The sequence below is a fragment of the Streptomyces sp. NPDC090127 genome (assembly GCF_044746945.1).
Lineage (GTDB): Bacteria > Actinomycetota > Actinomycetes > Streptomycetales > Streptomycetaceae > Streptomyces.
This window is the reverse complement of record NZ_JBIVDE010000003.1, coordinates 325,581-340,574: the sequence shown is the minus strand read 5'-3', so window position 1 is coordinate 340,574 and position 14,994 is coordinate 325,581. Positions and strand designations below refer to the sequence as shown.

10 protein-coding genes are annotated in these 14,994 nt (G+C 75.5%); 3 read left to right on the top strand and 7 right to left on the bottom strand.

Annotated features, from left to right (window positions below; genetic code table 11):
* Nucleotides 1–225 precede the first annotated feature (225 nt).
* A complete protein-coding gene (locus ACIPPS_RS12655) occupies nt 226–2,613 on the top strand; it encodes a collagenase (RefSeq protein ID WP_401430215.1) in 2,388 nt (795 codons plus the stop codon).
* Between the two features lie 46 nt (nt 2,614–2,659).
* On the opposite strand, the gene ACIPPS_RS12650 is transcribed toward ACIPPS_RS12655, so the two are convergent.
* From ACIPPS_RS12650 to ACIPPS_RS12620, 7 genes are all read right to left on the bottom strand, one after another.
* A complete protein-coding gene (locus tag ACIPPS_RS12650) occupies nt 2,660–4,129 on the bottom strand; it encodes an FAD-dependent oxidoreductase (protein WP_401430213.1) in 1,470 nt (489 codons plus the stop codon).
* Nucleotides 4,130–4,212: 83 nt separating this feature from the next.
* Nucleotides 4,213–5,352 carry a PP2C family protein-serine/threonine phosphatase gene (locus tag ACIPPS_RS12645; RefSeq protein ID WP_401430211.1) on the bottom strand — a complete coding sequence of 380 codons (1,140 nt, stop codon included), beginning with the start codon at nt 5,350–5,352 and terminating at the stop codon, nt 4,213–4,215.
* A gap of 103 nt (nt 5,353–5,455) precedes the next feature.
* A complete protein-coding gene (locus tag ACIPPS_RS12640) occupies nt 5,456–6,367 on the bottom strand; it encodes an NAD-dependent epimerase/dehydratase family protein (protein WP_401430209.1) in 912 nt (303 codons plus the stop codon).
* On the bottom strand, nt 6,364–8,064 hold the full coding sequence (locus ACIPPS_RS12635) for a cytochrome P450 (protein ID WP_401430207.1): 1,701 nt from the start codon (nt 8,062–8,064) through the stop codon (nt 6,364–6,366). Before ACIPPS_RS12635 ends, ACIPPS_RS12640 begins: the two co-directional genes overlap by 4 nt.
* The gene (locus ACIPPS_RS12630; RefSeq protein WP_401430205.1) at nt 8,061–9,542 is read right to left on the bottom strand and encodes a class I adenylate-forming enzyme family protein; all 1,482 of its coding nucleotides are present in this window, start codon (nt 9,540–9,542) and stop codon (nt 8,061–8,063) included. Before ACIPPS_RS12630 ends, ACIPPS_RS12635 begins: the two co-directional genes overlap by 4 nt.
* Nucleotides 9,542–10,285, bottom strand: a complete 744-nt coding sequence (locus ACIPPS_RS12625; protein WP_401430203.1) for a glycosyltransferase family A protein — start codon at nt 10,283–10,285, stop codon at nt 9,542–9,544. Before ACIPPS_RS12625 ends, ACIPPS_RS12630 begins: the two co-directional genes overlap by 1 nt.
* Nucleotides 10,282–11,310 (bottom strand): 3-oxoacyl-ACP synthase III family protein, encoded by a 1,029-nt coding sequence (locus ACIPPS_RS12620; RefSeq protein WP_401430201.1) that lies wholly within the window; start codon nt 11,308–11,310, stop codon nt 10,282–10,284. The genes ACIPPS_RS12625 and ACIPPS_RS12620 overlap by 4 nt, the downstream gene beginning before the upstream one ends.
* A gap of 133 nt (nt 11,311–11,443) precedes the next feature.
* Between ACIPPS_RS12620 and ACIPPS_RS12615 the strand changes: the two genes are divergently transcribed.
* Complete coding sequence (locus tag ACIPPS_RS12615; protein WP_401431379.1) at nt 11,444–12,505, top strand: enoyl-CoA hydratase/isomerase family protein; 1,062 nt, start codon at nt 11,444–11,446, stop codon at nt 12,503–12,505.
* A 369-nt stretch (nt 12,506–12,874) separates the two neighbouring features.
* Nucleotides 12,875–14,989 (top strand): elongation factor G, encoded by a 2,115-nt coding sequence (gene fusA, locus ACIPPS_RS12610; protein ID WP_401430199.1) that lies wholly within the window; start codon nt 12,875–12,877, stop codon nt 14,987–14,989.
* The last annotated feature ends 5 nt before the right edge of the window (nt 14,990–14,994 follow it).

Below are 14,994 nucleotides of genomic sequence, written 5' to 3'. Positions count from 1 at the left end.
TCGGCTTGCCAAGACACTCAACACTCCCTGAATGAACGGGGATTCTCCGGGTCGCGAGGCGGTGAAGTCGGCGGGCCGGGGGAGTGGCACGGAAACTGACGCCGCATAAGGGTGTTCAGTGCAATTTCACATTGCTATGTTACCCGGCATGTCCAGGGCAGGGTCATGACAACGCCTGTCAACCGCCCTGCCCCCCAACGACGTTCACCCCTCACAGGAGACCTCGTGTCCCAGCACAGAACCGTGCGCACGACCCTGCTCGCCGTGGTGCTCACCGCCGGCCTCACCGCACCGCTCGCCTCCACCGCCCAGGCCGTGGCCCCCACCCCGGCCCCCACCGCGAAGCCCGCCACCTTCGCCCCGCGCGTCACCGGCCCGACCGCGCCGGGGACGTACGCACCGGCGACCCACGCGCCGAACCCGCACGACCAGGTGGAGCGACGCGCGACCGCGCCCGCCGCGAAGACCGGCCCCGCCGCCGCACCCCGCTCCCTCACCCAGCACCGCGTCCCCGGCGCCCAGACAGCCCCGCGCACCACCGACACCGCGCGCAACGCGCGGTCGGCGGCGGAGACGACCGCCGCCGGCGTCCCGTGCACCCTCGACGGCGTCACCGGTCTGGGCCCCGCCCAGCTCGCCGACTTCCTCGCCGATCCCGCCGTCCAGGCCGACGGCTGTCTGCGCGATCTCCTCTGGACCTGGGACGCGCGCCTCGTCCCCGTGATGTCGGACGCCCACGTCCAGGCCGTCGCCGCCCGGATCACCTCGCTCGCGGGCGGCCACGACGGCACCAACTCCCGCCATCTCCTGGAGATGTTCACCTATCTCCACGCCGTCGCCTACCACGACTTCGGTCGGCCCGAGATCGACATCACCGACGCCCCCACCGTCGCCGCGATCCGCTCCGCCACCAGCGCCTACGCCGCCGCGCCGCGCACCTTCGACGTCACCCCGCAGAACGCCCAGACCCTCCGCGAGGCCCTCTACACCGGCAGCGCCCCCGGCCTGCGCCAGCACCAACTCGGCCTGATCGTGCAGGTCCTGGCCCGCATGGGGCCCGGACACCCGCAGACGGCGACCGACCCGACCTGGGCCGGCGCGGCCCTCGCCGCGCTCTCCGTGAACTACCTCGGCGTCTACCCCGGCAACCAGGACATCGCCTTCCGCGCCGCCGCCGAGCGCGACCCCGCCTACCGCGCCGCGTTCAAGGCCTTCTCCGGTCACGCCCATCTCAAGGGCACGGCCAACGCCTGGGTCGTCCGCGACGCCCTCAACGAGTACGGCCGCTTCGGCCAGATCGACAGCCTCAGGACCGGCGTCGTCGCCGACCTCGGCGGCCTCCTCGGCCCCGTCGAGACCACCTTCGGCACCGGCAGCGCGCCGTGGGCCTCCCTCGTCGGCTGGCTCACCTTCTACGACGCCTGCGCCCCGTACAAGGTCTGCAAGGCCGACATCGAGGCGAGGATCTTCCCGTACACGTACAGCTACGACAACGGCGCGATCAAGGTCCGCACCGGGCTCGATCGGGCCACCGTCGACCAGCTCTACTACGCGAGCAAGCAGGTCAAGGCCCAGTTCCACCGTGTGCTCGGCACCGAGCAGCCCCTCGCCGGCGACCCCCACACCGTGCTCACCGTGGTGCTCTACGCCTCCCGGCAGGACTACGAGACGTACCACCCCGTCCTCACCGGCATGGACACCGACAACGGCGGCATCTACATCGAGCGCGGCGCGACCTTCTACACGTACCAGCGCCGCGTGCCGCAGGACTCCAGCCTCACCCTCGAAGAACTCTTCCGCCACGAGTACGTCCACTACCTCAACGGCCGGTACGCCGTCCCCGGCTTCTTCGGCGAGGGTCCGTGGTACGAGAACGACCGCACCACGGCGATGGACGAGGGCACGGCGGAGTTCTTCGACGGCGCCACCCGCGACGACGGCGTCGCCGTCCGCAAGTCCCTCGTGCAGGGCGTCATCCGGGACACGGCCGGTGGCGGCCCGCGTATGACCGTCGACCAGATCCTGCACGCCACCTACGCGGGCGACGGCTTCCGCTTCTACAACTACGCCGGCACGTTCTTCGAGTACCTCTGGACCGAACGCCCCGCCCTGCTCCGGGCCATGTACGGCTACCTCCGGGCCGGCGACGTCCAGGGGTACGACACCTGGCGGAACGCCATCGGCGGGGACGCGGGCACCCAGCGGGACTACGACGCCTTCCTCGACCGCCAGATCGCGGACGTCGACGACCTGTTCGTGCCCGACACCCGGCACGAGCCGACCGCGGGCCTGCGGCACGCCACCCCCGCCCAGATACGCACCGCCTTCGCGGCCGCCACGAGCAACACCCCGACCTGCAAGGGGAGCGGCGACCCGACCCTCCCGCGGTTCGTCTGCACCGGCCGGATCACCGCCACCCTCGGCGCGGCCTCCGACCCCGACCAGGTCTTCAAGGACATGTCCGAGACGGTCGACTACTTCGTCCTCGACCGCAGCCGCACCGGCGGCGACAACTTCAACGACATGAACTGCTCCTTCGGGCCGGTCGAGATCTGGTCCGACCGCCGGGCCGGCACGTCCGACTTCAGCTGCGAGGGCCCGCTGCGCCGCTGAGCGGGCTCGGTCGGTCCCGCGGAGCCCGGGTCCTCCCGCGGCCCGGTCAGTGCGGAGGTTCGGGCGTGGGCGCCGCGTCCTCCCGCTCCCCCGACGGCGGGGCGGTGTCCGGGTGCTGCAGGGGACGGGACGCCGGCCCCTGGAGCACCCGGCCGTCCGCCGCCGCGAACCGCGAGCCGTGACAGGGGCACTCCCAGGTGTCCTCCAGCGCGTTGAAGCCCAGTTCGCACCCCATGTGGGTGCAGCGCGGCCGGCGGGCGACGAAGTAGTGACGGGCCACCGACGCCTGCGCCCGGACCACATCGGGGATCTCCCGCAGGGGCAGGGTGCGGCGCGGGTCGAACAGCTCGGTCCAGTCCGGGCGCGGCGCCCCGGTCACATGGGCCGCGAGGAGCCGCCCCGCCATCACCCCGTTGCTCATGCCCCAGCCGCCGAACCCGGTGGCCAGGAAGACGTGCTGGGTGTCCGGGTGCTCATGGCCGACGTACGGCAGGTGGTCCGCCGACCACACGTCCTGCGCAGCCCACCGGTAGGTCGTCGTGGCCTCCCCGACGTCCGGGAAGATCCGCCGGGCCCACCCGGTGAGCCGCTCCAGTCGCTCCCCGGCGTGGTCGGTACCGGGCTCGCACGCCTCCCCGGTGACGAGGAGCAGCCGGTGCCCGGCGTCGTACGGGGCCGTGCGCACCGAACGCGTACGGTCCTCGGGGGTGACGTACATGCCGCGCGGCGCCCGCTCGGCGGGCACCGGGGCCGCCACCACCAGCTCGCGCCGCACCGAGAGGCGGGCCAGCAGGGAGCTGTGCACGGTCAGCGGGAAGTGCGTGGCGACGACCACGTCCCGTGCGCGGACCGTGTGACCGTCCTCCGTGGTCAGGCGGCAGTCCGCGTGCTCGCGCAGCTCCGTGACGCGGGTGTGCTCGTGGATCGTCCCGCCGCGTGCGACGAGGTCCTCCGCGAGGCCGAGCAGGAACCTGCGGGGATGGAAGAGCAGTTGGCCGTCGAGGCGAACCGCCGCCGCCACCGGGAAGGGCAGATCGGTCTCCGTCACGTACGCGACATCGAGCCCCGCCGCCAGCGCGGCCGCCGCCTCGGCGCGGATCTCGTCGGCCTGCCGCGCGTCCGTGACGTACGTGTACGCGGGGGCCCGCTCCCGTTCGGCGTCGATGCCGATCTCCTCGCACAGCCGGACGACGTGGTCCAGGGCGTCCCGCTGGGCCGCCGCGTACCGCGAGGCGGCGAGCGCGCCGTGGGTGTCCCGGAGCCGGGCGTAGGTGAGGCCGTGCAGCGCGGTCAGCTTCCCCGTGGTGTGCCCCGAGACCCCGCCCGCGATCCGGTCGGCCTCCAGGAGCACCACCTCGCGTCCGGCGCGGACCAGCTCGTACGCGGTGCACAGGCCCGCGATGCCGCCGCCGACGACGACGACGTCCGTCGAGAGGTCCCCGGTGAGGGCGGGACGGTCGGGAGAGGGGGTGTCACGCATCCAGTACGACGTGCCGAGACCGGCGTCCGCCTCCATCGCGCGCTCCTTCGGCCGGGGGCTGCTGTCGCGCGGGTGCCCGACACGCTCGGGACCATGCGCGTCCGCGCCCGGGGTGCGGTCTACGTCCTCGGCGAGAGGCGTTCGACGGCGACGAGCGCCGCGTCGTCGCCGAGGTGGCCGCCCGCGTACGCCCGCAGGTCGTCGCGGAGGTGACCGAGCAGGGTCGGCGGATCGTCCCCGGCCCACGCGGCGAGCCGCTCCGTCAGCGGGTAGAAGGCGCGGGCGCGGTCGCGGGCCTCGACGACACCGTCCGTGTACAGCAGCAGGACGTCGCCGACGTCGAAGGGGAAGGTCTCCACCGCCACGTCGGGGGAGAGCACGTCGGCGAGCCCCAGCGGAGGGCTCGCCTCGGCGGTGTCCAGGGGGACGACCCGCCCTCGTCGCAGCAGCAGTGGCGGGGGATGGCCGCAGTTCACGAGACGCACCACCGGCTCCTGGTCGGGGATGTCGAGGACCAGCGCGGTCACGAAGGCCTCGGCGGAGTCGTCGGCCGCCCCGCCCGCGTCGGTCCCCCGGACGCCGTCCTCCGGCTCCTCCGCCGAACCGACGCCCGCCTCCAGGTGCCCGATCAGCTCCGGCAGCTCCGTCTCCCGCCGGGCCGTGACCCGGAAGGCGCCCAGGACCAGGGACGCCTCGCTGATCGCGTCCAGTCCCTTGCCCCGGGCGTCCCCGATGAGCAGCCGCGTCCCCGTCGCCGTACGGGCCGCCGCGTACAGATCGCCGCCCATCTGCGCCTCCTCCTCGGCCGCCAGATAGACCGACGCGATCCACAGCGGGCCCGCGCGGCGCGGGAGCGGGCGCAGGACGACGCTCTGGGCGGCCTGCGCGATCGAACGGAGCTGCGTCACCTTGCTCTCGTGCTGCTCCCGCAGGTGCGCGAAGAAGGTGACGATGACCGAGATCAGGACCAGCGCGATGATCTGGTACGTGTGGTTGAGGTCGGTCAGGCTCGTCCGCGCGATCGCCACCACCGCCTGCGCGAGGACCGCGACCGCACCCACGAACGCCGTCATGCGCGGCCCGGCGAACGAGGCCGTCACCGCCGGCGCGGCGATCAGGAACGGTCCCAGGTGGACCTCCGGCGGAGCCAGGATGTCCACGACGGTGACCACCGCGATCAGCGCGAACGACGCCCCGAGCAGCAGCCGCCCGTAGCGCCGCGAGAAGCGGGGTGCGGGGTCGCGCCGACGGGCATCCATGGGAAAGGCATACCTCAGCCGATGGGGCGTGTCCTGTTGCCGCGCGCCCCGGTGCGGCGCGTCCCCGCCGGGCGACGCTCCGTGTCCGGCGGCGCGGCGCGGTTCAGCCCCGGACGGCCGCCGCGTAGTCGGTGAGCGTGCGGTCGGCGCGCCAGCCCCGCGACCGGGCCTTGGTCACGTCCAGGACGACGCGGTGGGCCAGCTGATCCACGGCGTACCGCGTCAGCGGCGGCTCGGCGCCGGGCCTGAGGCGCCCCAGGACCTCGGCCGCGGCGGCCGCGCCCCGGGCCAGCGGCACCGGGAGGTGGTGGATCCGGGCGCGGAGGACGCCATGGGCCCCTAGGACGGTCCGGATCGCCTCGTCGCGGCGGTACGGGACGGGGTCGGCGATGTTGTACGCACCGGGGGGCCAGCCGGCCGCGCCGAGGCACGCGTCGGCGAGGTTCTCGACGGCCGTCAGGCTCAGGACGACGTCGGGGCCCGGCAGCAGCACCCGGCCCGCCCGGACCCGGGCGAGAAGCCGGGGCGCCAGGTGCGGATCGCCGGGGCCGTACACCGCGCGCGGCCGCAGGACCACGGCTCCGGCCGCGAGGGCGAGGGCCTCGCCCGCCGCCTTCGTACGCCCGTAGGCGTTCAGCTGCCCGCACACCGGATGGTCCTCGGTGATCCGGTCCCGTCCGGGGCCCGGGGCGTAGACGCTGGAGCTGCTCACCCAGACCACCGGGCGGCCCGCGGCGGCGTCCAGGAGACGTGCGGTGCCGTCCACGTTCACGGCCCGCATGGTCGCCTCGGCCGGTGAACCGGGGGCGGGGTCCCCGACGGCCGCCGCGCAGTGCACCACGAGGTCCGCCCCGGCCAGGTCGGGCGGCCCGCTCTCGGCGTCCCACGGCACGTGCCGGCCGACCGGCCCCGGCCGCCGCCCCACGGACAGGACGCGGGCGCCGCGCGCGGCGGCGAGGGCGGCGACGTGCGAGCCGCAGAAGCCGCTCGCTCCGGTGACGGCGATCGTGATCACGAGGGGCGCTCCGTCGGGGGGTGGGGGCGGGGGTGTGCGGCGGTGGTGGTCGGGCGGACGGTGAGCCGTCGCCAGCCGGGCAGCGCGGCCCGCCGGTCCACCCGGGCGCTGACGACGGCGGGTCGGTACGGGGCGAGGGCGGCGAGCACGTCGTCGAGCTGTGCCAGGGCGAGCCGCGCGCCCGGGCAGGCGTGCGGACCTGCCCCGAAGACCAGCCGGGAGACGGCGGGCGGGGCGGGCCGGTGGGCGTCCGGCGGATCGACGTGCGCGCCCACGGCGTGCCGCGCCACGAGCAGCAGCCGGTCCCCGGCCCGCACCGGGCGGCCGCCGAGCACGGCATCGGCCGCCGCCACGCGCGGCAACAACGGGGAGGGCGCGGTGACCCGCAGCAACTCCCCGACGAGCGCGGCCCGCAGCCGCTCGTCGGCCGCCTGCTCCCACAACCCGCCGTCGGCGCACCAGGCGACGGCGCGCGGCAGGGCGGCGACGGTGGTGTTGACGGCCGCGACGGCGATCATGGCGCGCAGCCCGGCGTCCTCGTGCGCGTCCGGCGTACCCGTCGGGCGGGGGCGAGGGCCGTGCTCCTCCGGGCCGTGCTCCATCGGGCCGTGCTCCTCCGGGCCGTGCTCCATCGGGCCGTGTTCCTCCGGGCCGTGCTCCTCCGGGCCGTGCTCCTCCGGGCCGTGCTTCTTCGGGTCATACGCGTCCGGTCGCGGGGGCGTCGTGCCGGGCGCCGTCACCGGCGGCCGCCGTGCGTCGCGGTGCGGGCACGCGGACCCGCCGCCTGACACCGCGGGCGTCTCGCCGTGACCGAGGAGCGCCTCCAGGCGGGCCGTCGCCCTGGCCGCCGCCCGGGCGGTGCCGGGCGGCCGAGGTCCAGGGAGGTGGTCCCGGACGGCGGCGGACGCGGCATCCGCCGCCGCCTCCACGAGGGCCGACGCCTCGGCCGGGCTGTCCAGGAGCGCACGGACCGTCGCGCCGGCGAGGGCACGGGCCAGCGGGACGAGGTCGACGCCGTGACCGGCCGCGAGCGGGGCGAGCTCGCGGTCGAGCACCGCCCGCCAGACCGGTCGGAGCCGCTCGACACCGGCGGCGCCCAGGTCTCCGGCGACGGCGCGCCGCGTGTCACGGTGATCGGCGCCCTCCTGGTCGAACAGCGTCCTTCCGCCGGAGAGTTCCCGCGCCGCGCCCCCCGTGGTCCCGGCCGCCGCACGGTCCAACGGGACCCGCGTCAGCGCCTCCCGGTAGGGATCGGCGCCGTTCACCACCACGGCCCGCCCGAGCCGAGCGACCGGCCGGCGCCGGACGGCGGCGAGCAGCGCGAACAGCAGCGGGTGCGCCCGGCTGTACACCCGCCGATCCCGCCGCCGCGCGCGGCGCAGCGCGGCGACGGTATCCACGGGGCCGGACGGTCCGGTGCGGCCACCCGGCACGGCTCGCCCGAGCAGCGCGCCCAGCTTGCGCCGGCCCGCCGCGACCAGCGCGCGGCGCAGCGCGACGACGGCGTCCGTCGGGCGGGACGGTCCGGTGCCGCCGCCCGGCACGGCCCGCCCGAGCGGCGCCACCGGCCTGCGCCGGACCGCCGTGGCCGGTGCGCGGCGCAGGGTGCCGCGCAGCGCGGCCACGCCGCCCGCCCGGACATCCGGCGGAGCGCCCAGCCCCGTACCCGCCCCGCCCCGTTCCCGCGCCGCCCTCATCGGAGCACCTCCGTCGTCCGGGTCGCCGCCAGTCGGGCGGTCGCCGTGCGGTCCGGTTTCAGGGAGCGCCCGGAGAGGGGGATGTCGGCCAGCAGGAGGGCGTCCGGGCGGGCCGTGCCCATGCGGTGCAGCGGGCCGGCCAGGGCCGCCCGTACCTCGGCGGGGTCGGCCTCGTGGCGGGGCTGGACGACGGCGACCAGGCGCTCGTCCCCGTCCCCGGCCGGCACGCCCACCAGCAGGGCCAGTTCGACCCCCGGCACGTGCAGCGCGGGCTCGTAGAGCCCCGGGTAGATGTTCTCGGCCCGCCTCAGGACCATGTCCTTGCACCGGCCCGCGAGCACGATCCGGCCGTCCCCGTCGAGCCGCCCCCGGTCACCGGTGCGCACCCAGGGCTCCGGCTCCTCCCCGAGATGGCGGTGCCGGGCCGCGGGCCCGGACAGCAGCAGCTCGCCGTCGTGGCCCGGCCGGGCCGTCACCCCCGGCAGCGGCGCGCCCACCAGATCGCCGTCGCCGGTGAACGCCGCCTTCTCCGCCTGCTCGACGGCGGCGGCCGGGAACAGCTCGGTGAGCGCGTACACGCCCCACGCCTCGGCCGCCCCGGCCCGCCGCACCCGCGTGAGCAGCTCCGCGCTCGCCGGCGCCGAACCGGTCCACACCCGTCCGCCGAACCGTGCGTCCGCCGCCAGCGCCGCCCGTAGCTGAGGCGGCGTCAAATAGGTCGCCTGCGGGTCGAGTCGGCGCAGCTGCCGGGCCAGCACGCGCGGCGAGCGGGCGGGCAGCGCGACCGGCGCGCCGTTCGCGAGCGACGGTACGAGGACGAAGAACGTGCCCCCCAGCACGGGACGCCCCGGCTCCGGCCGCACGAGACCGGTCACCGTGGCCATGCCCGCGGCCAGCGAGGAACGCGTGTGCACCACCGCACGTGGCCGCGAGGTCGTGCCCGAGGTGAAGACGATCACCGCGTCTCCGTCCTCGTCCACCGGGCGCGGCAGCGCCGCCGCGCCCCGGGCCGCTTCCAACGCCGGTGCGCACCCGGGCAGGCGCCGTCCGACCGTGGCCACCGGCCCGCCCAGCTCCGCGAGGTCCGGCAGCGCGAGGCGGGCCCGCCGGGCGAGCGGCCGCGCCCAGCCGGCCACGGCCTGGGCGGCCGCGTCGGCGAGCACGATGTCGGGCCGGGCCAGCGCCAGCCGGGCCCGCAGGACGTCCGGCCCGGCGCCGGGGTCGAGCACGGCCGCCCGCAGGCCGAGCCGGTGCACGGCCAGCAGCACCGCGAGCGCGCGCGGCCCGGGCCGCACCGCGACCCCGGCCGTGTCGCCGCGCCGCAGACCGCGCGCGTGCAGCGCACCCGCGTACCGGTCGGCGAGGTCGGCCAACTCTCCGCAGGTGGCCTTCGTCCGGACGGCTCCGGAGCGTGTCGTGCCGAGGACGGCCGGGCGGTCGGGGCGCGACCGCAGGGTGTGGGCGAGAGCGTCCAACATCAGCGCGGGTCCTCTCCGTGCCGTCCCGGACCCCGGTCCAGGTACCAGCGGGCGGTGCCGACGATCCCGTACGCGCGCAGGCGCCGGGTGGAGTTCTCCACGACCATGTCGGGGGCGTGCACGATGGCGGTGGTGCGGCGCCGCACCCGGTTAAGGAAGAGCCGGTCGGTGGGGGAGGGGCGGCGCGGCATCCCGCCGACCGCCTCGTACAGCCGCGCAGTGATGGCCATGTTGTTGCCGGCGTGCATCCGGTAGGGCGCGAGGTAGCCGTGGCTCCGCCGGTGCGCCGGCCGGACCCGCCCGAAGAAGGCGGCGACGCGCACGAGCGTACGGAACAGGGCTCGTCCGACCGGCCCGTGCTCGTCGCGGCGGGCGTCGATCCGGCCGCACACCAGCCCCGCGCCCCCGCGCAGCGCGGTCCGCGCGGCGGCCGTCCAGCCGGGCCGCGGCAGACAGTCGGCGTCCGTCCGGGCGAGGAGCGCGGCCCCGTGCCCGATCGCGTACCGGAAGCCGGTGTCCACGGCGCAGCCCACGCCCTTGTCGCGCTCGTCGAGCACATGGACGGGGAACGGCGCCCGCCGGGCGAACGCCCGCGCGATCGCGGCGGTGTCGTCCTCGGAGGCGTTGTCGACCACGACCAGCTGGAAGTCCCGGTCCGCCTGGGCGGCCAGCGCCTCCAGGGTGTCGCCGATGCGCGCGGCCTCCTGATGCGCGGGCACCACCACCCACAACGCGTCGCTCATGCCTTCTCCCAGACCATCGTCATGATGCTGACGCCACCGCCGAGCCCGACGAAAAGCACCCGGTCGCCGGAGTGCAACTCGTCGTACACCCGGTCGAGTTGGACGCCGAGCGTGGCGCTCGCGACATTGCCCAGCTCGGGCACGGTGAGCACGAGCCGGTCCTCGGGCACCCCGGTGATCTCCACGAACCGCTCCAGGTACGGAACGGTCACCTGATGGACCAGGACGCGGCGGAAGTGGCGCCAGTCCAGGCCCGTACGGTGCCGCATCCGGTCGATCACCGACGTACCCACCTTCTCGAACACCTCCCGCAGCTCGCTGCCGTCACCCCGGAAGTACGTGTGCTCGTCGCCGCGCGGATGACGCGAACCGCCGCCGAATATCCCGCCGACCGGCCAGTGTTCGGAGTGCGTCTCGCTGTCCACGTCGAGGATCCCGCCCCGGTCCACCGCCTCCAGGACCACCGCGGCGCCCGCGTCGCCGAAGGTGTAGCCGGCGAACCCGTCCCGGAACTGGGCGGGATCGGTGGGGTCGTGCCGTACGGCGCGGCTCGGGGTCTCCCCGGTGACGACGAGGGCCCGCCGGGCGCGCCCGGCCAGGATCATCGTCCGGGCGAGGTCGATGCCGTTGACGAAGCTGTTGCAGGCGTTGGTGACGTCCAACGCGTGTGCGCGGGAGCCCAGTTCGGCCTGCACGATGTGCGCGGTGGCCGGTTCCACCATGTCGCGGGTGGCGGAGGCGAACACCAGCAGGTCGATGTCGGCCGGTTCGGCCGCCGCCCGCGCGAGCGCCCGCCGGGCCGCCCCCACCGCCAGGGTGGAGGCGTACTCGCCGGGCCGGACGGCCCTGCGCGTCATGATGCCGGTGGCCCGCTCGAACACCCCGGCGGGCAACGCCATCCCGCTGCCGGCGACGACCCGTCGCCGCAGCTCCTCCGAATCCACGACCCGCTCGGGCAGGCAGGCGCCGACCCCGGTGATCCCGACACGGAGGGGGCCGTCCGCGACGGCCTGATGACTGTTCATGCGACGGAGACTACGAACGCCACGGCGCCGGGGCATGAGCCTGCGTACTCACCCGCCCTGGGGGAAAATCCCGGCCCCGGCGCGTGCCGGTACGGTGGCCGGAAGATCGTTCGGAGGGAAAGGGCGCGTGACCATGCCACTCGATCGGGACACCCAGGCGGAGGCGGACGGCCCGCACGTCCTCGTCCGCACCGAGGGGCGGGCCGGCCTCCTCACCCTGAACCGGCCCCGCGCCCTCAACGCCCTCACCCACCCCATGGTGCTGCGCATGGACGAGGCGCTGACCGCCTGGGAGGACGACCCGGCCGTCGAGACCGTCGTCGTCCGGGGCGCGGGCGAGCGCGGCCTCTGCGCCGGCGGCGACATCCGGGCCATCCACGAGGACGCCCGTGCCGGCCGCACCGCCTCCCTCGGCTTCTGGCACGACGAGTACCGGCTCAACGCCCGCATCGCACGCTTCCCCAAGCCGTACGTGGCGCTCATGGACGGCATCGTGATGGGCGGCGGCGTCGGCGTCTCCGCCCACGGCTCCGTGCGTGTCGTCACCGAACGCTCGCGCGTGGCCATGCCGGAGACCGGCATCGGCTTCGTCCCCGACGTCGGTGGTACGTATCTGCTGAGCCGGGCGCCCGGCGAACTGGGCACCCATCTCGCCCTGACCGGCGCGCAGGCGGGCGCCGCCGACGCCCTCCTGAACGGCCTCGCCGACCACTTCGTACCGTCGCGGGACCTTCCCCGGCTGACCGACGAGCTCACCCGGGCGCCCGCCCACGAGGTGCTGTCGCGCTTCGCGCGGCCCGCGCCGCCCGGGCCCCTCGCCGCCGCGCGCGACTGGATCGACACCGCCTACGCGGCGGACACCGTCGAGGAGATCATCGACCGGCTCCTGGCCTCCGGTGTCACCGAGGCCAAGGAGACCGCCGCCACCCTCCTGAGCAGGTCGCCCACCGCGCTCAAGGTCACCCTCGTCGCCCTCCGCCGCGCCCGGCTCCTGGACTCCCTGGAGGCCGTCCTCGCCATGGAGTTCCGGCTCTCCGCCGCCGCCCTCGCCTCCGCCGACCTCGTCGAGGGCATCCGCGCCCAGGTGATCGACAAGGACCGCACCCCGCGCTGGACACCACCCACGCTCGGCGAGGTCACCGAGGCCGACGTCGCGTCGTACTTCGCCGAGCGGGACCTCCCGAAAATCCGGTGACCCGGAAGGGCTCCCCTCCCTAGACTCGCCGCACGTGCCGCCGGGAAGACGGTGTGCGCGCCGACGACCGACGAGGGGAGCCCGACCGTGTGTGACCGCACCGCTGTCGTCGTTCCCCGGTCCCGGTACGACGTGATCCTGACGTCCCGGTCCGCCCGGTGCCGGCTGCGCGGCCGCCACCGGACCCCGTGACGAACTCCTGACCTCGGCCCGCCTGTCGCACCTCCCGAGCGCTCCGCCCGTGAGCCGCGCGGGCCGTGTGCCGTGTGCCGTGTGCCGTGTGCCGCGAGGTCACCCTCCGCCCGTCTCCGGGCCGTTCGTCCGGGAATCGCGCCGCCCCTTTCTCGTACCCACCGAAAGGTCCGGGCCGTGCGTACCCCGCTCTCGCCTCACGTCACCAGCACCAGCACCACCACCGGCGCCCTGAACCGCGTCCGGAACCTGGGCATCCTCGCCCACGTCGACGCCGGCAAGACCACCGTCACCGAACGGATGCTCTACCTCACCGGCGCCGTCCACAAGCGCGGCGAGGTCCACGACGGCACCACCGTCACCGACTTCGACGCGCAGGAACGCGACCGCGGCATCACCATCTTCGCGGCGGCGGTCAGCTGCGTCTGGGACGACCACCGGATCAACCTCATCGACACACCAGGTCACGTCGACTTCTCCGACGAGGTGGAGCGCTCGCTGCGCGTCCTCGACGGCGCGATCGCCGTGTTCGACGCGGTCGCCGGCGTCGAGCCGCAGAGCGAGACCGTGTGGCGCCAGGCCGACCGGCACGGCGTTCCCAGGATCGCGTTCGTCAACAAGCTGGACCGGGCCGGCGCCGACCTCGACCTCGCCGTCGCGTCGATCCGGGACCGCCTGCACACCGTTCCGCTCGTCGTCCAGCTGCCCATCGGCCGGGAGGACGCCTTCACCGGCGTCGTGGACCTGGTCCGCATGCGCGCCCTGGTCTGGGCCGCGGGCGCCGACACGTACGCCGAGGGGCCCGTGCCCGAGGCGCTCGCGGCGGAGGCACGGCTGAGGCGACGCGCCCTGGAGGAGGCGGTGGCGGAACTCCACCCGGCGGCCCTGGAGGAGTTCTGCGCCGAGGAGTCCCTCGGCGAGGACACGCTCACGGCGGCGCTGCGCGACCTGACCCGCACCGGGGAAGGCGTCGTCGTCCTGTGCGGCTCCGCCTACCGCGACCGGGGTACGGAGCCGCTGCTCGACGCCGTCGTCTCCTATCTGCCCTCGCCCCTGGACGTGCCGCCCGTACGCGGCACCCTGGACGGCGCGGAACAGGAACGGGCCGCCGACCCGGCGGAACCGTTCGCCGCACTCGTCTTCAAGGTCAACTCGACCGCCACCGGGCGGCTCACCTACCTCCGCGTGTACGCGGGGACCATCGGAAAGGGGGACACCGTGCTCGACGTGGCGGCCCGGCGCACCGAGCGCGTCGGCCGGATCCTGCGCGTGCAGGCCGACCGGAACAGCGAGGTGGACTCCGCCCGGGCGGGGGACATAGTCGCGGTCGTAGGCGTGAAGGAGGCCCGTGCCGGTGCGACGCTCTGCGCGCCCTCGGCGCCGCTGCTCCTCGAACCGCCCACGGTGGCCGACCCGGTCGTCTCCGTCGCGGTCGAGGCGCGCCGGAGCCTGGACACCGACCGCCTGGCGTCCGCGCTGGCCCGACTCGTCGAGGAGGACCCCTCGTTGACGGTCCGGAGCGACGCCGAGACCGGTCAGACCGTGCTCTCGGGTCTGGGCGAGCTGCACCTGGAGGTGGCCGTGGAGAAGATCCGCCGGGCCCAGGGCCTGGAGATCGTCGTCGGCAGACCGCAGGTGGCCTACCGGGAGACGGTGCTGCGCGGGGTGTCCGGCCTGGTCTACCGGCACGTCAAACAGGACGGTGGCGCGGGCCAGTTCGCGCACGTCGTCCTCGACGTCGAACCGGCCGGGGCCGGCGAGGAGGACGGCGCGTTCGTCTTCTCCTCCACCGTCACGGGCGGTCGCGTGCCGCAGGAGTACGTCCGCGCGGTCGAGGCAGGCTGCCGGGACGCCCTCGCCGACGGCCCGCTCGGCGGCCACCCGGTCACCGGCCTGCGCGTGACGTTGACGGACGGCGCGACCCACTCCAAGGACTCCTCGGAGATGGCGTTCCGCACGGCGGGCCGCTTCGCGCTCCGTGCGGCGCTGCGGGCCTGCGCGATGACGCTCCTGGAGCCGGTGGTCGAGGTCACCGTCACGGTGCCCGACAGCGCCGTGGGCGGCGTGCTCGGCGACCTCGCGGCCCGCCGCGGCCGGGTCTCCGGCTCGGCCGCGCGCGCCGGGACGGCCGTCCTCACGGCGACCGTTCCGCTGGCGGAGCTCTTCGGCTACGCGACCCGACTGCGCGGCCGCACCCAGGGCCGGGGCACGTTCACCGCCCGGCCCACCGGCTACGCGCCGGCGCCGCCCGCCGTCGCGGCCGGTACGCCGGCCGGCTCGACGACCCGCTGACGGCC